Annotated in this window: 21 protein-coding genes and 3 pseudogenes; 16 read left to right on the top strand and 8 right to left on the bottom strand. The window is 28.7% G+C overall.

Features of this window, described 5'->3' with window-relative positions:
• Positions 1-11: 11 nt before the first annotated feature.
• A complete protein-coding gene (locus MSROBK_RS12740; protein ID WP_040092692.1) occupies positions 12-452 on the top strand; it encodes an IS5 family transposase in 441 nt (146 codons plus the stop codon).
• Positions 449-847 (top strand): transposase family protein, encoded by a 399-nt coding sequence (locus MSROBK_RS12745; RefSeq protein WP_242441474.1) that lies wholly within the window; start codon positions 449-451, stop codon positions 845-847. The genes MSROBK_RS12740 and MSROBK_RS12745 overlap by 4 nt, the downstream gene beginning before the upstream one ends.
• An 874-nt stretch (positions 848-1,721) precedes the next feature.
• Here the strand turns inward: MSROBK_RS12745 and MSROBK_RS01385 are convergent.
• The 4 genes and pseudogenes from MSROBK_RS01385 to MSROBK_RS12755 form a co-directional block, all read right to left on the bottom strand.
• Positions 1,722-1,973, bottom strand: a complete 252-nt coding sequence (locus MSROBK_RS01385; RefSeq protein ID WP_040092696.1) for a hypothetical protein — start codon at positions 1,971-1,973, stop codon at positions 1,722-1,724.
• Complete coding sequence (locus tag MSROBK_RS01390; RefSeq protein WP_004027793.1) at positions 1,973-2,122, bottom strand: hypothetical protein; 150 nt, start codon at positions 2,120-2,122, stop codon at positions 1,973-1,975. The genes MSROBK_RS01385 and MSROBK_RS01390 overlap by 1 nt, the downstream gene beginning before the upstream one ends.
• Positions 2,123-2,358: 236 nt before the next feature.
• Positions 2,359-2,724 (bottom strand): annotated as a pseudogene (locus MSROBK_RS12750) (transposase family protein); the annotation flags it as partial.
• A 16-nt stretch (positions 2,725-2,740) separates the two neighbouring features.
• Complete coding sequence (locus MSROBK_RS12755; protein ID WP_040092698.1) at positions 2,741-3,193, bottom strand: IS5 family transposase; 453 nt, start codon at positions 3,191-3,193, stop codon at positions 2,741-2,743.
• A 287-nt stretch (positions 3,194-3,480) separates the two neighbouring features.
• On the opposite strand from MSROBK_RS12755, the gene MSROBK_RS01400 reads away from it, so the two are divergent.
• The 5 genes from MSROBK_RS01400 to MSROBK_RS01415 all read left to right on the top strand — a co-directional run bounded on the left by MSROBK_RS01400 (position 3,481) and on the right by MSROBK_RS01415 (position 6,245).
• Complete coding sequence (locus MSROBK_RS01400) at positions 3,481-3,756, top strand: hypothetical protein (RefSeq protein WP_040092701.1); 276 nt, start codon at positions 3,481-3,483, stop codon at positions 3,754-3,756.
• Positions 3,757-4,042: 286 nt separating this feature from the next.
• Entirely contained in the window at positions 4,043-4,432 is a 390-nt protein-coding gene (locus MSROBK_RS01405) for a hypothetical protein (protein WP_052443421.1), read from the top strand.
• 122 nt (positions 4,433-4,554) lie between these two features.
• A complete protein-coding gene (locus MSROBK_RS12760) occupies positions 4,555-5,007 on the top strand; it encodes an IS5 family transposase (protein WP_040092446.1) in 453 nt (150 codons plus the stop codon).
• Positions 4,992-5,390 (top strand): transposase family protein, encoded by a 399-nt coding sequence (locus MSROBK_RS12765; RefSeq protein ID WP_242441474.1) that lies wholly within the window; start codon positions 4,992-4,994, stop codon positions 5,388-5,390. Before MSROBK_RS12760 ends, MSROBK_RS12765 begins: the two co-directional genes overlap by 16 nt.
• Positions 5,391-5,540: 150 nt before the next feature.
• Positions 5,541-6,245, top strand: coding sequence for a hypothetical protein (locus MSROBK_RS01415; RefSeq protein ID WP_052443422.1), 705 nt, complete (start codon positions 5,541-5,543; stop codon positions 6,243-6,245).
• Positions 6,246-6,265: 20 nt separating this feature from the next.
• On the opposite strand, the gene MSROBK_RS01420 is transcribed toward MSROBK_RS01415, so the two are convergent.
• On the bottom strand, positions 6,266-7,129 hold the full coding sequence (locus MSROBK_RS01420; protein ID WP_040092703.1) for a Cof-type HAD-IIB family hydrolase: 864 nt from the start codon (positions 7,127-7,129) through the stop codon (positions 6,266-6,268).
• A 187-nt stretch (positions 7,130-7,316) separates the two neighbouring features.
• Here MSROBK_RS01420 and MSROBK_RS01425 point away from each other — a divergent pair.
• Positions 7,317-7,883, top strand: a pseudogene (locus tag MSROBK_RS01425) (AAA family ATPase); the annotation flags it as partial.
• 130 nt (positions 7,884-8,013) lie between these two features.
• On the opposite strand, the gene MSROBK_RS12770 reads toward MSROBK_RS01425, so the two are convergent.
• Both MSROBK_RS12770 and MSROBK_RS12775 read right to left on the bottom strand, forming a co-directional pair.
• On the bottom strand, positions 8,014-8,412 hold the full coding sequence (locus MSROBK_RS12770; RefSeq protein ID WP_242441474.1) for a transposase family protein: 399 nt from the start codon (positions 8,410-8,412) through the stop codon (positions 8,014-8,016).
• Complete coding sequence (locus tag MSROBK_RS12775) at positions 8,397-8,849, bottom strand: IS5 family transposase (protein WP_040092705.1); 453 nt, start codon at positions 8,847-8,849, stop codon at positions 8,397-8,399. The genes MSROBK_RS12770 and MSROBK_RS12775 overlap by 16 nt, the downstream gene beginning before the upstream one ends.
• Positions 8,850-8,908: 59 nt before the next feature.
• Between MSROBK_RS12775 and MSROBK_RS12030 the strand changes: the two are divergent.
• The 5 genes and pseudogenes from MSROBK_RS12030 to dnaJ all read left to right on the top strand — a co-directional run.
• Positions 8,909-10,527, top strand: a pseudogene (locus MSROBK_RS12030) (AAA family ATPase); the annotation flags it as partial.
• A gap of 97 nt (positions 10,528-10,624) precedes the next feature.
• Complete coding sequence (gene hrcA / locus MSROBK_RS01440; protein WP_227991338.1) at positions 10,625-11,674, top strand: heat-inducible transcriptional repressor HrcA; 1,050 nt, start codon at positions 10,625-10,627, stop codon at positions 11,672-11,674.
• Positions 11,667-12,287 carry a nucleotide exchange factor GrpE gene (locus MSROBK_RS01445; protein ID WP_040092707.1) on the top strand — a complete coding sequence of 207 codons (621 nt, stop codon included), beginning with the start codon at positions 11,667-11,669 and terminating at the stop codon, positions 12,285-12,287. Before hrcA ends, MSROBK_RS01445 begins: the two co-directional genes overlap by 8 nt.
• A gap of 29 nt (positions 12,288-12,316) precedes the next feature.
• Positions 12,317-14,098, top strand: a complete 1,782-nt coding sequence (dnaK, locus tag MSROBK_RS01450; protein WP_040092708.1) for a molecular chaperone DnaK — start codon at positions 12,317-12,319, stop codon at positions 14,096-14,098.
• 66 nt (positions 14,099-14,164) lie between these two features.
• Positions 14,165-15,304, top strand: a complete 1,140-nt coding sequence (gene dnaJ / locus MSROBK_RS01455) for a molecular chaperone DnaJ (protein ID WP_040092709.1) — start codon at positions 14,165-14,167, stop codon at positions 15,302-15,304.
• 37 nt (positions 15,305-15,341) lie between these two features.
• Here dnaJ and MSROBK_RS01460 read toward each other — a convergent pair whose 3' ends face one another.
• Positions 15,342-15,668: a rhodanese-like domain-containing protein gene (locus tag MSROBK_RS01460; protein ID WP_040092710.1), complete on the bottom strand. Its 327-nt coding sequence runs from the start codon at positions 15,666-15,668 to the stop codon at positions 15,342-15,344.
• Between the two features lie 109 nt (positions 15,669-15,777).
• On the opposite strand from MSROBK_RS01460, the gene MSROBK_RS01465 reads away from it, so the two are divergent.
• From MSROBK_RS01465 to rnc, 3 genes are all read left to right on the top strand, one after another.
• Entirely contained in the window at positions 15,778-17,886 is a 2,109-nt protein-coding gene (locus tag MSROBK_RS01465; protein WP_040092712.1) for a polyribonucleotide nucleotidyltransferase, read from the top strand.
• 80 nt (positions 17,887-17,966) lie between these two features.
• Positions 17,967-18,971, top strand: a complete 1,005-nt coding sequence (gene plsX, locus MSROBK_RS01470) for a phosphate acyltransferase PlsX (RefSeq protein WP_040092713.1) — start codon at positions 17,967-17,969, stop codon at positions 18,969-18,971.
• A 7-nt stretch (positions 18,972-18,978) separates the two neighbouring features.
• Positions 18,979-19,725, top strand: a complete 747-nt coding sequence (gene rnc / locus MSROBK_RS01475) for a ribonuclease III (RefSeq protein ID WP_040092714.1) — start codon at positions 18,979-18,981, stop codon at positions 19,723-19,725.
• The last annotated feature ends 22 nt before the right edge of the window (positions 19,726-19,747 follow it).

The following is a 19,747-nucleotide window of genomic DNA, read 5'->3' on the forward strand; positions in this document are numbered from 1 at the left end:
GACATAAAAATATGAACAATAATAAATTTAATACTCTTAATGATAGAGAATGGTTAAGATTAACAGGAATAAAAAAATCCACTTTTAATAAAATGTTAGATATTTTAAAAGTTGCTGAAATAGAAAAATTTAAAAAAGGTGGTAAAACTAATAAATTATCATTAGAAAATAGATTATTGATGACTTTATTATATTGACGAGAATATCAGACTTATTTTCATCTTGGTAAAAGTTTTGATATTAGTGAGGCTAATTGTTATCGTAATATTAAGTGAATTGAAGATATTTTAATTAAAAACTCTGATTTTCAACAACTTGCTGGTAAAAAAGCACTAATAAATGATTATTTTAATGATAAAATTATTATTATTGATGCTACCGAAACTCCAATCCAACGCCCAAAAAAAGACAAAAACAATCTTATTCTGGTAAAAAGAAAAAACACACGATAAAAACACAAGTAATTATCGAACAAGAAACCAAAAAAATTATTGCAACAAGTTTTTCGCTCGGAAAAAAACATGATTATGCTTTATTTAAAGAATCAAAAATCCCAATTTTAAAAAATACCAAATTAATAGTTGATAGTGGTTATCAAGGAATACAAAAAAATCACAATAATGTTCTAATACCTACAAAGAAAACAAAGAAAAACCCTTTAAACAAAGAACAAAAGCAATATAATAGACTAGTTTCAAAAATGAGAATTATTATTGAAAATATTTTTGCTATTCTTAAAAAATTTAAAATTATTACAGAAAAATATCGTAATCGAAGAAAAAGATTTGGTTTAAGATTTAATTTAATTGCCTCAATTTATAATTTACAATTATTATATTTAACATAAAATATTTATTTAAAATTAAATAATTTAAATAATAAATTAATTTTTCGTTGTGGAAAAATATTAAATTTTTAAATAAAAAACATAATTAATTAAAATTATATTTTTCTATTAGTATCTTTTTTACAAATATTTGCAATTTTTTAACAAGTAATGCAAGAAGTCTATTGTTTATTTAATGTTTAATAAACAATGTTATTAACAATGTTAAATATATAAAATAATAAAAATTGACACACTGAAAAATACTATTTAATTTTTAATAATAGTTATTAAAATATAAAATCATAAGTTTATAATTAAGTTGATATTATTATGGTTTTCTCTCTGTATAAATTATTTTAAATAGAAAGAAAAAATAAAATATCGAAGAAATAATAAATTCATTTTTTACAAATATGATACCATCTATTTTTTGATTATCATGAATGGTATCACCAATTAAAACAATTATTTCAATAACAATAGTTTTAATAATAACTTTTAAATTTATTATTTGAATTTTTAATAAATTAACAAATTTATAAATATTTTTATACAGAGAGAAAACCATAATAATACCTTAAATATAATTAAATTGATATTTTTACACTATACACTGTTTACAAATAAATCCTACTAAAAAATATTTTTCATAATAGACTCAATATTATGAATAATAAACAATATAAATTTATCCACCATAGAAAATATAGTTAAAATTATATGTATAATAGGAATTTTTATAATTCCAACATTAACAATAATAATAAAATTTATTAAAAAATAAATTTGTAAACAGTGTATAGTGTAAAAATAAACAATAAAATTATTTAATAAAATCACATATAAAAACTAGTGTGCCACAGCTAAGATATATGATCAATTATAATAAATATTAAAATCCTTTAACCATAACACGGAAAAAGTTTAAAATCTTAATAATTACAAAAATACCAAATGGAATTAAAATAATTCATGCATCACCTAAAAAGGTCATTAATTGTGGTAATACAGCATAAATTGCTTCTTTAACTTTCATCATTGCTTGCCCTAAACCACTTCAAATAGAACCCATTCCATCTGAAATAGTAGGTTTATCACCAACTGCTAAAAAATTAATTGCTGTTGTTAAATACATACCTAACATTATTTCTTATCCTCCTTATTTTCAATTTCTTTTTTATCTTTTTTCTTTCCTCGAATTTGGCGAATTTTTTGATAAATTGATAAACCAATTCAAGCAAAAATACCTAATATAATAACAACACTAAAAATTGTCGTTAATCAAACTGGCATAACTTATTCCTCCCAAAAATCTAATTTTCGCGGCACGCTTCGCGTGTTCGCTACGCTCAAAATAAACTATATTAGACTTCTTGCATTACTTGTTAAAAAATTGCAAATATTTGTAAAAAAGATACTAATAGAAAAATATAATTTTAATTAATTATGTTTTTTATTTAAAAATTTAATATTTTTCCACAACGAAAAATTAATTTATTATTTAAATTATTTAATTTTAAATAAATATTTTATGTTAAATATAATAATTGTAAATTATAAATTGAGGCAATTAAATTAAATCTTAAACCAAATCTTTTTCTTCGATTACGATATTTTTCTGTAATAATTTTAAATTTTTTAAGAATAGCAAAAATATTTTCAATAATAATTCTCATTTTTGAAACTAGTCTATTATATTGCTTTTGTTCTTTGTTTAAAGGATTTTTCTTTGTTTTCTTTGTAGGTATTAGAACATTATTGTGATTTTTTTGTATTCCTTGATAACCACTATCAACTATTAATTTGGTATTTTTTAAAATTGGGATTTTTGATTCTTTAAATAAAGCATAATCATGTTTTTTCCGAGCGAAAAACTTGTTGCAATAATTTTTTTGGTTTCTTGTTCGATAATTACTTGTGTTTTGATCGTGTGTTTTTTCTTTTTACCAGAATAAGATTGTTTTTGTCTTTTTTTGGGCGTTGGATTGGAGTTTCGGTAGCATCAATAATAATAGTTTTATCATTAAAATAATCATTTATTAGTGCTTTTTTACCAGCAAGTTGTTGAAAATCAGAGTTTTTAATTAAAATATCTTCAATTCACTTAATATTACGATAACAATTAGCCTCACTAATATCAAAACTTTTACCAAGATGAAAATAAGTCTGATATTCTCGTCAATATAATAAAGTCATCAATAATCTATTTTCTAATGATAATTTATTAGTTTTACCACCTTTTTTAAATTTTTCTATTTCAGCAACTTTTAAAATATCTAACATTTTATTAAAAGTGGATTTTTTTATTCCTGTTAATCTTAACCATTCTCTATCATTAATAGTATTAAATTTATTATTGTTCATATTTTTATGTCCTCATAAATTATATTTTATAATAATATTTTAATAAAAAAGGGTATCGCAAGAAGTCTATTTTAGTATTCCCTTTTTAAAGAAATGTGTTTTAATAAATGTGTAAATAAGATACTTTTAAATTAAGCGGTTTAATGATTAACTATTTTTAAAAATAGTCTAAAATTGTTGTAAAACTGGTACCTAAAATAATATTCGAACTCTTTTTTTAATAATTATGTCGTTATCCTAGATAATGTTATAATATTAATATAATGGTTTCATACTGGAGGGATATAATGGCAGAAAAAACAATGGCTGAAATTTTAGCAACAGCTAAAAAAGCAAAAGCAGCAATTGATGGTGATCAATATGCGACTGAAGGTGAATATTTTAATCCTAGTAATTTAACATTAGAACAAAAGTTGAAATTACGAAAAGCAGCAAATAATCCAAACGATCCAAATTATCATATTTGATTGCAAATGAATCAAGAAAAGCAAACTTCTGGTTGAGTTAAAATTGATAAAAAGAAAATAAAAGATTTATCAGAAGATGATGACGATAATAATTAGTATTTTTCTTTACTAGAAAATAGTTTTTTGTATTCAAATGCTAGAATCAAAATGGTTATTAGAGAACTCTAATAGCCACTATCATCTTGTTTATATTAATGTTTTAACATCCGTTTTGTTTCGGATGTTTTTTTATATTAAACTTTTTTAAGAACCCTATGGTACTATCCATATGGCGTAAACCTTTTAATTTAAGGCGTTTTTTGGTATAATTATAAAAAATGGGACGTAATATTTTATCAATTTTTAATTATAACAAAACTAATCTTGTTAAAGGGGAATGGTTATGAAGAAAACAAAAAATATTACAATGATTACAATTTTAATTGTGAGTTTAGGGCTAGCGGTGTTGTTTGCCTGAATGTTTTGAAGTGTTTTAAAAGGCGATAATGAAATTAATTATGCTGAATATAGTAAATGTTTATTATATGCTGATCATAGTAACCAAAAAATAGATTTAACCCGCCAAAATAATAACCAATTAGTAAGTGCCACCTTTAAAAACTTTGCGCATGCAAATGGTAAAATAAGACAACTTAGTACCAATGACTGAGCTTTTATTAAACGTTGTGAAAATAATATGCTTTATCAAGCAAACCCTAAAGTTGTAGCAGCATTTAATCAAAAAAAGCATTGTCGCATTTTAAAACAATTACTGATGTTGTTAATGGTTTAACAAATAATAATATTTATCCATATCAATTAGAAAAAATGGTATTAACGTTATATTAGACTTCTTGCGATACCCTTTTTTATTAAAATATTATTATAAAATATAATTTATGAGGACATAAAAATATGAACAATAATAAATTTAATACTCTTAATGATAGAGAATGGTTAAGATTAACAGGAATAAAAAAATCCACTTTTAATAAAATGTTAGATATTTTAAAAGTTGCTGAAATAGAAAAATTTAAAAAAGGTGGTAAAACTAATAAATTATCATTAGAAAATAGATTATTGATGACTTTATTATATTGACGAGAATATCAGACTTATTTTCATCTTGGTAAAAGTTTTGATATTAGTGAGGCTAATTGTTATCGTAATATTAAGTGAATTGAAGATATTTTAATTAAAAACTCTGATTTTCAACAACTTGCTGGTAAAAAAGCACTAATAAATGATTATTTTAATGATAAAACTATTATTATTGATGCTACCGAAACTCCAATCCAACGCCCAAAAAAAGACAAAAACAATCTTATTCTGGTAAAAAGAAAAAACACACGATCAAAACACAAGTAATTATCGAACAAGAAACCAAAAAAATTATTGCAACAAGTTTTTCGCTCGGAAAAAAACATGATTATGCTTTATTTAAAGAATCAAAAATCCCAATTTTAAAAAATACCAAATTAATAGTTGATAGTGGTTATCAAGGAATACAAAAAAATCACAATAATGTTCTAATACCTACAAAGAAAACAAAGAAAAACCCTTTAAACAAAGAACAAAAGCAATATAATAGACTAGTTTCAAAAATGAGAATTATTATTGAAAATATTTTTGCTATTCTTAAAAAATTTAAAATTATTACAGAAAAATATCGTAATCGAAGAAAAAGATTTGGTTTAAGATTTAATTTAATTGCCTCAATTTATAATTTACAATTATTATATTTAACATAAAATATTTATTTAAAATTAAATAATTTAAATAATAAATTAATTTTTCGTTGTGGAAAAATATTAAATTTTTAAATAAAAAACATAATTAATTAAAATTATATTTTTCTATTAGTATCTTTTTTACAAATATTTGCAATTTTTTAACAAGTAATGCAAGAAGTCTATTATAAAGAACAAGCACCGTTCCGTAATAATTTAATTGACTTTGCCAATTTGTTTGTTAGTATTTTTGGCGCAGCCGTTTTTAAAAAATTAATCTATAATTTAGAAATTAATAATAGTATTGGTCAATATGGTACAGTAAGTAATAACCAAGTTTTAGCTTTTACAAAACTAAAAGGAAATGGAAATGATTTAGCACAATGTTTAGTGTTTACGGAACATTCGCTGCAAGCGCGAATGAGTAAAATTCAATATCAAATTGGATTTCATTCAACCGCAACTAATATTTCAACTATTGTTCATGAAATAGGACATGCGATTTCAAATTATGCTTGAGTTTGACCAAATAATCGTCTTCGTTTTAATCATAATATTACACCAGCAACTGGGCGTTGTACACCAACTAAAGATAAGTCATTAATTAATATTCGTGGGTTTATGTATAGTCCAAATGATTCATTAGTTCGTTATTTAGGAAAACAAGTTGGCATTAGTAATAATGCACCGTTTCAACAACAATTAGCGGATTGGGCATTTATTCAATCTGGTTATGGTCGGACAGGTGGTAACGCAGAATTATTCGCCGAAGGTTTTGCCCAATGGTTATTAACGCCAGATGATCAAAAGGGTTTAAATTGACAAATTCTTAATGATTTTTATGGGACATATTTTAAAAACTATTATTTAATTTAAAAAAGGGCATTAGCCCTTTTTTATACGTTTTCACCGTTTAGTAATTTTTCTAAATAATCACCAACCCCACCTTCATCATTAGTTAAGTGGGTAATTCCACGCGCATTAGTTTTTAAATTATCATTACCATTTTTCATTGCAACGCCATAACCAACATTTTGCAATAATTCTAAATCATTCATTTCATCACCAAAGGCGATAACATCACGAATATCAACATTATAGTATTGGGCTAAAATATCAGCTGCAAATCCTTTTGAAACAAGTTTATTTGTAATATTAATCATTGTTTGATTTTGTTTGCTGCTATAGTGGCCAATATTAATTCGAACAGAGTTCTTAAAGTTTTCAAACATTCTTAATACTTCATCTGTTTTATTAGTTCCGTTTAAATATAACGCCATATTACTAGCGGGACCTTTTCAAGAATTGTAAGGGTCGGCAATAAAATATTCATCATCAGCCACATCATCAAGATGGAAGTAGTTTTCAATTGCCTCATTTTTTTTTCAACAAATTGCTTTATCATAATGTTCAATTAAAACATTTTCAACATTGCCTCTAACATCGGGATGATTAATAATACTTATAATTACATCATATGCAATTGAGAAAACTAATCGTTTAAATTCACGTTTTAAGGGGTCATGAATATGACCACCATCAAAATTTGTTAATAATGTATCTAATCCTAATTCACGATAAAAGCGAATACTTGCCCGGTGGGGGCGCCCAGTAATAATACATACTTTATGGCCAACATTAACAGCTTTTTTAATTACTTCTTGTGTTTTTGGATGGATTGTTTTACCATCATTCATTAATGTTGTCCCATCTAAATCAATTAAGATTAAACGTTTTTTATCTAAGTGTTGTAATTTCATTGGTACTCCTTTCTAAAAATATGCTTTTTTTCTTCTCCCTTTACTTCTTATTATATCTAATATTTTTGTAATTAAATTATTTTTAAAATTTTAGCACTATTTAGTTGACTTTGCTAACAACTATGATAAGATATAAATATCAAATTAGCAAACAGAGAGTGAGAGTGCTAAAAAAGGAGGGTACTTTATGGGATTTGCACAGCAATATGAACCAGGAAAAGATCCAAAGGTTCTTGAAAAATTTACTAAAAACCTTAATAAAGAAGCAATTGCTGGAAAATTAGATCCAATTATTGGACGTGAAGATGAAATTAACCGGGTAATCCGAATTTTATCTCGTAAAACAAAAAACAATCCCGTTTTAATTGGAGAACCAGGGGTTGGGAAAACGGCAATTGTCGAAGGATTAGCTCAACGAATTGTTAAAGGTGATATTCCTAGTAATTTACAAAATAAAACAATTTATGAATTAGATATGGGAGCCTTAATTGCAGGAGCTAAATTTCAAGGAGAATTTGAAGAACGTTTAAAAGCGGTGATGAATAAAGTAAAAGAATCTAATGGTGATTTTATTTTATTTATTGATGAATTACATTTAATTATTGGGGCTGGTAAAACCCAAGGAAGTATGGATGCTAGTAATTTACTAAAACCAATGTTGGCTCGTGGTGACTTACACTGTATTGATGCGACAACATTAGATGAACATCGTTTATATATTAGACTTCTTGCATTACTTGTTAAAAAATTGCAAATATTTGTAAAAAAGATACTAATAGAAAAATATAATTTTAATTAATTATGTTTTTTATTTAAAAATTTAATATTTTTCCAAAACGAAAAATTAATTTATTATTTAAATTATTTAATTTTAAATAAATATTTTATGTTAAATATAATAATTGTAAATTATAAATTGAGGCAATTAAATTAAATCTTAAACCAAATCTTTTTCTTCGATTACGATATTTTTCTGTAATAATTTTAAATTTTTTAAGAATAGCAAAAATATTTTCAATAATAATTCTCATTTTTGAAACTAGTCTATTATATTGCTTTTGTTCTTTGTTTAAAGGGTTTTTCTTTGTTTTCTTTGTAGGTATTAGAACATTATTGTGATTTTTTTGTATTCCTTGATAACCACTATCAACTATTAATTTGGTATTTTTTAAAATTGGGATTTTTGATTCTTTAAATAAAGCATAATCATGTTTTTTTCCGAGCGAAAAACTTGTTGCAATAATTTTTTTGGTTTCTTGTTCGATAATTACTTGTGTTTTGATCGTGTGTTTTTTCTTTTTACCAGAATAAGATTGTTTTTGTCTTTTTTTGGGCGTTGGATTGGAGTTTCGGTAGCATCAATAATAATAGTTTTATCATTAAAATAATCATTTATTAGTGCTTTTTTACCAGCAAGTTGTTGAAAATCAGAGTTTTTAATTAAAATATCTTCAATTCACTTAATATTACGATAACAATTAGCCCCACTAATATAAAAACTTTTACCAAGATGAAAATAAGTCTGATATTCTCGTCAATATAATAAAGTCATCAATAATCTATTTTCTAATGATAATTTATTAGTTTTACCACCTTTTTTAAATTTTTCTATTTCAGCAACTTTTAAAATATCTAACATTTTATTAAAAGTGGATTTTTTTATTCCTGTTAATCTTAACCATTCTCTATCATTAAGAGTATTAAATTTATTATTGTTCATATTTTTATGTCCTCATAAATTATATTTTATAATAATATTTTAATAAAAAAGGGTATCGCAAGAAGTCTATTGAAAAAGATGCTGTTTTAGAACGTCGTTTTCAAAAAGTAATGGTTGTTGAATCAACAATTGATGAAAGTATTTCAATCTTACGTGGATTGAAAGAACGCTTTGAAACTTTCCATGGGGTTAAAATCCATGACAATGCTTTAGTTGCTGCTGTTAACTTGTCATCACGTTATATTACTGATCGTTTTTTACCAGATAAAGCAATTGACTTAATTGATGAAGCTTCTGCAACAATTAAAACGGAAATTGCATCGGTGCCAACCGAGTTAGATAACTTAAATCGTCGTGTTGTTCAATTAGAAATTGAAAAAGCTGCGTTACAAAAAGAAACGGATAAAGCTTCTAATGAACGGTTAGTTGATATTGCAAATGAATTAAAACCATTAAAAACAAAACAAGAAAAATTAGAAATTCAGTGAAATTCCGAAAAAGAAAGTATTACTAAATTAAAGAACTTAAAATCAGAAGTTGAACAATTAAAAAAAGAATTAGAACAAACACAATTACGCGGTGATTTTAATCGTGCGGGGGAAATTCAATACGCCTTATTACCAAAATTAGAACAACAATTACATGAGCAAGAAAAAAGTGTTTCTGAATCACACTTGTTAAAAGAAGATGTAACTGAGCGCGAGATTGCGGCAATTGTTGGAAAATGAAAAGGAATTCCTGTTGACCGGTTAGTTGAAACCGAAAAAGCAAAATTACTGAATTTAAATAAGATTTTGTGTCGTCGTGTTCGCGGTCAAAATGAGGCAATTCAAGCGGTTTCAGATGCGATTATTCGTAGTCGTAGTGGAATTAAAGATCCCAATAAACCAATTGGTAGTTTCTTATTTTTAGGACCAACCGGAGTTGGAAAAATTGAAGTTGCTCGTAGTTTAGCGTATGTTTTATTTAACTCAGAAAAACAGATGGTCCGATTAGATATGTCAGAATATATGGAGAAACATTCTGTTAGCAAGTTAATTGGTGCTCCACCAGGTTATGTTGGTCATGAACAGGGGGGCAATTAACAGAAGCTGTTCGTCGTAGTCCATACTCAATTGTTTTATTTGATGAAATTGAAAAGGCCCATCCAGATATCCTGAATATTCTTTTACAAATTTTAGAAGATGGGCGTTTAACTGATTCATTAGGAAAAACGGTTGATTTTAAAAATACAATTATTATTATGACTTCAAACATTGGATCAGAATATCTATTGAATGAAAACAACGAAGGAGTTGGGCTGTTAATTCAAAAAGAATTGGCCAAAAAATTTAAGCCAGAATTTTTAAATCGAATTGATAATGTTGTAACCTTTAATGCTTTATCGAAAGAAGTGATTAAAGAGATTATTGAAAAAGAATTATCGGAACTAACTCAGCGCATTGAAAATAGTAAAAACATTCGGATTACTTATTCAGAAGCAGTTTTAGAAAAAATTTTAAACGAAGGATATGATCGTGAATTTGGAGCTCGTCCAATTAAGCGTTACATTCAACGAAACCTTGAATCATTAATTGCACATACTATTATTTCCGAAGAAGTTCAAGAGGGAAAATCATATATGATTGATGTTGCTAATAATGAAATGGTCATTAAAAACAGTACAAAATTAAATTAGCACTTGCATTCTTAGAATGATAATTTATAATATTATTGTTAGCACTATTTAGTGTTAATTGCCAAATTTAGATCAGAATTGAAACTAGGAGGTGTTAATGATGTTAACTCAACGCCAAGAAAACATCTTAAAAGTAATTGTGGAAGAATACACGAAGATAGCGCAACCTGTTGGAAGTAAAACTATTATGGCTTCTTCGTTAATAGATTCTTCTTCTGCAACAATTCGGAATGAATCTGCAATTTTAGAAAAAGAAGGTTTTTTAGAAAAAGAACATGCTTCATCGGGGCGCATTCCATCAACAAAAGGGTATCGTTATTATGTTGATAATTTAATGGATGAGAAAAATATTGATGATATTAAAAACCGAATTGAAGCATTATTTGTTGATCGTAATATGTCAATTAATGATATTCTTGATCAAACAGGGCAAATCTTAAGTGAAATGACAAATTTAACAACGGTTGTTGTTGGGCCAAATTTTAAAGAAGAAATGTTAAAGAAAATTGAGTTATTACCAATTTCTGCAACGCAAGCGGTTGTTGTCTTTGTTTTAACAAACGGCCACGTTGAAAACAAATTGTTTAATATTGATGAAAATAGTTCAATTAATGATTTACAAATTTCAGTTGAACTATTTAACAGCCGGTTAGAAAACACTAAAATAACGGATATTACTGCTAAATTTGATGTTATTCGACCAGTTTTAGAACAACAAGTTAAACATTATGAATATATTTTAAAACAATTTGCGAATGCTTTAACAAGCATTGTTAAACCAAGTTATTCAACACATGGTTTACAATATATGTTACAAAATCCGGAATATAATAATCCGGAACGAATTAAACAAATTATTCGCTTTATTGAAACAATTTCCCCATTTGATTATTTTAAAAAACAACAAGATAACCCAAATGAAGACTTGGTTTCAATCCAAATTGGAAATGAAACAGGATTTAATAATGACGATATGGCATTATTAACAACAACATATAAAGTTGATGATATGCAAGAAGGGGGCATTGCTTTGGTGGGACCAAAGCGCTTGGAATATGATAAGCTCTATGAAGTGTTAGAGTGATTAGCAAACCGTATTAGAGAAGCATATCAAAAAGAAGATAGAAAGGTTGAGATTAATGAATAATGAACAAAATGGCAAATCTTCACCAAACCAATTAAAAGAAAAAATTGAAAAACTACGGAAAGAATTGGCTAATACGCAAGCAATACCTTCGGAAACAGCATCATCAGAAGCTGAAACACCGACAGCTGAAGCAAATAACTTGGCTATTATTGAAGATTTAGAACAAGAAATTGATTTATTATTAAAAGATAATATGCGATTACGAGAAGAAAAGTTATTAGCATTAGCAGATGGGGAAAACTTAAAAAAAAGAATTCACACTGAAGTAGATGATATTAAACGTTATCGTGCCGCCGGAATGGCAGAAAAATTACTGCCAACCCTAGATAACTTTGAGCGGGCATTACAAGTTACAAATGTAACTCCAGAGGTTAAAAACTTTTTAACTGGATTTGAAATGATTAACCGTATGTTTAAAACGGTTTTCGAAGAAGAAGGAATTACTGTAATTGATACAAAAGTTGGTGAACATTTTAATTCTAATCTTCATGCGGCAATTGAGATTGTTGAATCAACTGATGTTGATTCAGGATGCATTGTTCAAATTATGCAAAAAGGATATATGATTCATGATCGTGTTTTAAGACATGCATCAGTGCAAGTAGCAAAATAACAATATTTGAGAGAGGAAGGAAAGATATTATGTCAAAAATTATTGGAATTGATTTAGGAACAACGAATTCATGTGTTGCTGTTATGGAAGGAAACGAATTTAAAGTTTTAGAAAACCCAGAAGGACAACGTACAACACCATCGGTTGTTTCATTTAAAAATGAGGAAATTATTGTTGGAGATTCTGCAAAACGTCAAGCAGTAACTAATCCAAATACAATTAGTTCAATTAAAAGAAAGATGGGAACATCTGATAAAGTGCATGTTAATAGCAAAGATTATAGTCCTGAACAAATTTCAGCCGAAATTTTACGTTATTTAAAAAGTTATGCTGAAAAAAAATTAGGACAAAAAGTATCAAAAGCAGTTATTACTGTTCCAGCATACTTTAATGATGCCCAACGTCAAGCAACAAAAGATGCCGGAAAAATTGCCGGATTAGATGTTGAACGAATTATTAATGAACCAACCGCAGCGGCATTAGCTTATGGAATTGATAAAGTTGACAAAGAACAAAAAGTGTTAGTTTATGATTTAGGAGGAGGAACATTTGATGTTTCAATCTTAGATTTAGCTGATGGAACTTTTGAAGTATTATCAACTGCGGGAGATAACCATTTAGGAGGAGATGACTTTGATGATGTTATTATTAAATGAATGGTTGAAGAATTTAAAAAAGAAAATGGAATTGATTTAAAAACAGATAAAATGGCAATGCAACGTTTAAAAGAAGAAGCGGAAAAAGCAAAGAAAAATCTGTCTTCACAATTACAAACAGAAATTGCGGCACCGTTTATTACTGCTCGTGATGGTAATCCATTACACTTAAATTTAACTTTAACAAGAGCAAAATTTGATGAAATGACAAAAAGTCTTGTTGATCGTACCGTTGAACCTGTTCGTAAAGCATTGGCGGATGCTAAATTAAAAGCTAGTGAATTAGACCAAGTGTTATTAGTTGGTGGAAGTACTAGAATTCCAGCTGTTCAAGAAGTGATTAAACGTGAATTAGGAAAAGAGCCAAACCGAACAATTAATCCTGATGAAGTTGTAGCAATTGGAGCCGCAATTCAAGGGGGAGTTTTAGCTGGTGATGTAAAAGATGTTTTATTATTAGATGTAACACCATTATCATTAGGAATTGAGACATTGGGAGGGGTATCAACTGTTTTAATCCCTCGAAATACAACAATTCCAACTTCAAAAGCACAAGTGTTTTCAACTGCTGCTGATAACCAACCAGCGGTTGACATTCATGTATTACAAGGAGAACGGAAAATGGCTGGTGATAACAAAACATTGGGGCGTTTTCAATTATCAGGAATTGACCCGGCGCCAAAAGGAATGCCACAAATTGAAGTTAAGTTCTCAATTGACGCCAACGGAATTGTTTCAGTTGCAGCAAAAGATTTAAAAACAAACAAAGAACAATCTGTTACAATCACTAATGGTGGCGGATTAACCGATGAAGAAATTCAACGTATGGTTGATGAAGCTGAAAAAAATAAAGATAAAGATGAACAAAAATTAAAAAACATCGAATTACGTAATAAGGCTGAATCATATGTTGCAGTAATTAGTCAAGCATTAGAAACGAACAAAGATAAAATGGATGCTGAACAATTAAAAACATCAGAAGAAATGGTTAAAGAAATTAAAGAATTATTAGATAAAGAAGATTATGCCGGATTAGAAGCAAAAATGACTGGGCTTGAACAAGCAATGGCCGAAGCTTCAAAACATATGAATGATCACCAAGGTGAACAATCTGAACCAGAAATTACTGAAGATGATGAAAAGAAAGATAAATAACAATAATGATGACTAAAATTATTTTAGTTATCTTTTCTTTAAGAAGGAAAGTAGGAAGATGGTAAAATGGGGAAACGAGACTATTATGATGTATTGGGTGTTGAACGAAATGCAACAGATGAAAAAATTAAACGAGCATTTCGCCAACTAGCCAAAAAATATCACCCGGATGTTTCAAAAGAAAAGGATGCAGAAGCAAAATTTAAAGAAGTTAACCAAGCTTATGAAGTATTATCTGATCCAAATAAACGCCGGAACTATGATCAATTTGGCCATGCCGGAAATGATCCAAATGCTTTTGGCGGTTTTGGTGGCTTTAGCCAAGGCTTTAGTGGCGGTGGTGATTTTGAAGATATTTTTTCTGGTGGTTTTGGTGATATTTTTGAAAACTTTTTTGGTGGGGGCGCTAAAAAACGTCGTGGTTTTAGTAACCAACCAATTAAAGGAGAAAATGTTGCAGCACGAGTAACGGTTACTTTAAAAGAACAAATGTTTGGAAAAACAATTAAACTTGATTTAAATGTTGATAAGACTTGTGAAGCGTGTGATGGAACGGGTGCCAAAGATCTGAAAAAAGATATTCATACTTGTACAACTTGTGATGGGTATGGATATGTTAATATTGAACAACGTAGTTTATTTGGCGTAATTCAATCGCAACAACCTTGTCCTGATTGTAAGGGTCGTGGAAAAGTTGTTGCAAGTAAATGTCCAAAATGTAAAGGTCAAGGTCATTATCGTGGGAAAGAAGTTGTTGAAATTGAACTACCAAAATCAATTTATGAAAACCAACAATTACGAATTCGTGAAAAAGGAAATTATGGTTTAAATAATGGTCCGCGTGGTGATATTTATTTAGAAATTACTGTTAAACCAAATAAATATTTTAAACGGATTAATGATAATTTGCACTTAGATTTACCAGTTTCTTATTTAGACGCCTTATTAGGTGCTGAAATTAAAGTGCCAACTTTTGATGGTGATGTTCATTTAAAACTGCCAGCAAACACAAAAACAAATAGTGTTTTTAGTATTCCAAACCATGGGTTTTTTAAAGGCCCAGCATCTACTAAACGTGGTGATCTAATTGTTAATGTTCTTGTTGCAATTCCGACTAAATTATCTGTTGAGGAAAAAACAAAGTTACAAGAATTAAAAGATATTAGTTCATTTCATATTATCGATAATTTCTATGAAGATTTATAATAAATAAAAAGGATTTAAAATTAATTTTAAAACCTTTTTATTTATTATTTTTTTTGTTTTTTCAGCGATAATAACCATAAATGCCAGTTGTTAAAACATAAACATTAGAGTAGCCAAGTTGGCGTAATTCTAATGCGGCTTCACTACTGCGGTTACCACCGTTACACAGAGTAAAAATTAGTTGTTCTTTATCTGGCAAATAATGATTTGGGTTTTGTAACAAGTCAAAGATATAAACATTTGTTGAATTTGGCATTTGAGATAACGTTTTAAATTCAACATTAGTTCGAACATCCAACAAGTAGGCGTTATCTTTTATTGTTTCAAAGGTTTGATTATCAATATAAACTGATTGCTGTTTCATATTAGGTTCCTCAACTTTTTCGCTATATTTATATCATATCTTAAATATCAAAATAATGTGTGATAAAATTAAAAAGGTTTAAAATAACAGAGAGGAATTAAGGGTTTTGATGGCAAAACAAGTATTTAAAAAGATAATTAATAATCGACAATTGATCGTTGAACATGGACAATTAGCAAAACAGGCCAGTGGGGCTGTTTTAATCCGTTATGGTGAAACAGTGGTCTTAGTAACAGCAACAGTTAGTAATAAGGTTAGTGAAACTGATTTTTTTCCATTAACAGTTATTTTTCAAGAAAAGTTATATTCGGTTGGAAAAATTCCGGGTGGTTTTTTAAAACGGGAAGGAAAACCATTAGAATATGGAACCTTATCAGCACGGGTGATTGATCGTGCGTTACGACCATTATTTTCAGAAAATTTTCGTAATGAAGTTCAAATTATCATTAATGTTTTAGCTGTTGATAATGATAGTGATGTTCGGATTGTTAGTTTATTTGGCGCATCATTAGCCCTTGGTATTTCAAAAATCCCGTTTGCTGGTCCTGTGGCGGGAGCATTATTAACCGTTGATCAAAAACAAAACATTATTGTTAATCCAACTTTAGAGCAGTTAAATACGGGTCAAATGGAATTAATTGTGACCGGAACAACTGATGCAATTAATATGGTTGAAGCTGGTGCGAAAGAAGTTTCGGAAGCAACAATGTTAGAAGCAATTTTAAGGGGTCATAAAGTAATTGTCGAATTGGTTGCTTTTCAAAATGAAATTATTGCTAAAGTTGGTCAACCAAAAATGGATGTTACATTATTTACTGTTCGTTCCGAAATTATTGCGTATGTTAATGAACATTATGCGACAAAGTTAATTGCGGCAGCACAAATTAAAGAAAAGGTTTTACGTTATGAAGCAATTCAAGGTTTAACTGAACAAGCGTTAGAACATTATCCGATTGCAAACGATATAACTGAAAAAGACCGTCAACGAATTATTTTGGAACTAAAAACAGCATTATATGATGTTGTTCGGCAAGAAGTTCGTCGTCAAATTTTAATTGATAAAACACGATTAGATAATCGTCGCCTTGATGAAATTCGTCCTTTAACTAGTGAAATTGATATTTTACCAGTTGTTCACGGGAGTGCTTTGTTCACACGAGGTGAAACACAAGTCTTGTCTGTTGTGACATTAGGAGCTTTAGGGGAAAATCAAATTATTGATGGTATTACTGATGAAGATGGGAAACGCTTTATGCACCATTATAATTTTCCGCCTTTTTCTGTTGGTGAAACAGGACGGATGGGACCACCATCCCGTCGTGAAATTGGCCACGGGGCTTTAGGGGAAAAAGCATTGTTACAGATTATTCCGAGTGAAAAGGTGTTTCCATATACAATTCGCATTGTTTCAGAAGTATTAGAATCAAATGGTAGTACCTCACAAGCTTCAATTTGTGCTGCAACTTTAGCTTTAATGGCCGCTGGTGTTCCAATTACAGCACCCGTGGTCGGAATTGCAATGGGATTAGTAAAAGAAGATGATAACTATACCATTTTAACTGATATTCAAGGAATGGAAGACCATCTTGGCGATATGGATTTTAAAGTGGCAGGGACAGCACAAGGGATTTGTGCGTTGCAAATGGACATTAAAATTGCTGGTATTAATGAAACAATTTTACAAGAAGCATTGTTAGCGGCTAAAAAAGCTCGTTTGCAAATTCTTGATAATGTTTTAGCAACGATTGTAGCACCACGAACACAATTAGCGCCAACAGCGCCGAAAATGAAAACATTTATGATTCCAGTTGATAAAATTCGCGAAGTGATTGGTCCTGGTGGTAAGATGATTACAGCCATTATTGAGAAAGCTGATGATGTTAAAATTGATATTGAAGATGATGGTCAAGTAACAATTTATCATAAGGATTATCCGGCAATTGAAAAAGCTTATGAATTAATTAAAGCAATTGCAATGCCCGTTGAAATTGGTGCTGAAATGACAGGACCAATTGTTAAAATTGAAAAGTTTGGGGCTTTTGTTAATTTAAAAGAAAATGTTGATGGTTTAATTCATATTTCAAAATTAGCGGAAAAACGAGTTGAAAAAACCGAAGATATTGTGCAATTAAATGATCTTGTTAAAGTTAAGGTCTTAGAAGTTGATAGTAAAGGAAAGATTAAGTTACAGTTACTTGAAGTTTTACCAAAAAAATAATTATTAATTTCCATAATCTTTTCGTGAAAAAAACTAGTTAATTATTTGTTATAATTAAAAATAAGTTAGGAGATTTAATTATGAGTAAAATTGCGATTGACATGATGGGAACCGATTTAGGAATTAATCCAATTATTGGGGCTTTGAAAGTTTTTATGAAAAAATATCAAGATGTTACATTTATTTTAGTCGGTAATGAAAGCGAAATTCAAACCGCGGTAACTAAAGTAAAATTAGATGCAACAAGGTATGAAATTTTTGCAACAACAGAAGTTATTTTAATGACAGAAGGCTTAATGGAAGTTCGTCGTAAACCAAATAGTTCAATGGTTCGTGCTGCTGAATTATTACGTGACCAAAAAGCTGATGCCTTTCTTTCGGGTGGCTCAACGGCAGCTTTTTTAGCAGCATGTCATTTTATTGTTGGTGAAATTCCTGGAATTTCTCGCCCAGCTTTTATGTCTTTTATTCCAACGATTAAAAAAGGAAAATCAGTTTTAATGTTAGATGTTGGGGCTAACTTAGAAAATGAACCCCAAGATCTTGTTAATTTTGCAATTATGGCTAGTGTTTATGCACAAGCAATTATGCATAATCCAACTCCAACAGTTGCTATTTTGAATATTGGTAAAGAAGCATCAAAAGGAAAAGACTATCATAAGGAAGCTTATAAATTGTTGGCTGGCAATAATAAAGTTAATTTTAAAGGAAACATTGAACCACGGGATATTACAAGTAATCTTGTTGATATCATCGTAACAGATGGTTTTACCGGGAATATTGCTTTAAAAACGTTAGAGGGAATGGCAAAAAACTTAATGGCAGTTATTAAATATGAATTAACTAAAAATCTTTATCGTAAATTAAAAGCATTATCCCTTCGCAAAGCGTTCCGGGGTGTTCGTGAAACATTTGATTATAGGAATAATGCTTCAGCTTTAGTACTAGGGTTAAAGGCAATTGCTATTAAAACGCATGGCAGCAGTGATGAGAAATCATGGATTAGTACATTAGAAATGGCTCGCACTGCAATTGTTAATGATTTTGTTCAAAAAATAACGATAAAATTATTAAAGGAGGATTAATTTTACGATGAAGTTTATAAATAAACAACCCGACCAATTATTTGCAGAATTAAAAGGGTTCTTTAGAAAATATAATATTCGGATTAAAACAAAAAAATATTATTTAGAGGCTTTAACCCATAATTCTTATGCTAATGAAAATAATTTGAATTATACTTATCAACGAATGGAATTCTTAGGTGATGCTATTTTAGCAAAAGAAATTTCATTATATTTATTTTTAACTTTTCCTGACAAAAATGAGGGAGAAATTACTAATTTACGAAGTAAAGTAGTTCGTGAAGGGACATTGGCAGAATTAGTTCGGCAAATGAATTGAGCTCCCTTTTTGTTGTTAGGAAAAGGTGAAATTAAAACAAAAGGGTATGAAAAAAATCGCATTTTAGCGGATATTTATGAATCAATGTTAGCAGCATTATATCTTGATTTAGGAGAAGAAACAGTTCCTACTTTTATTGATCAAACTTTAATTAAAATGGTTTCAAGTCCGGGTTTTTTTGACCAAATCCGTGATTATAAAACCGAATTACAAGAATTTTTACAGGCTGGTGATGTGCGAACGCTGGAATATAAGTTAGTAAAAGAATCACCACCATTAGAAGGCAACCGCGTCTTATATACTGTGATGGCAGAAATTGATGGCATTCGTTATGGCGAGGGTCATGGTTATACGCATAAAGAAGCAGAACAATTAGCGGCACGAGACGCTTTACAAAAATTAGCAAAAAATCCAAAATATAATTTTGAAAAATAACCAATAATGTATTATGATTAAA

The organism is Spiroplasma poulsonii, from assembly GCF_009866525.1.
Classification (GTDB): domain Bacteria; phylum Bacillota_I; class Bacilli_A; order Mycoplasmatales; family Mycoplasmataceae; genus Spiroplasma; species Spiroplasma poulsonii.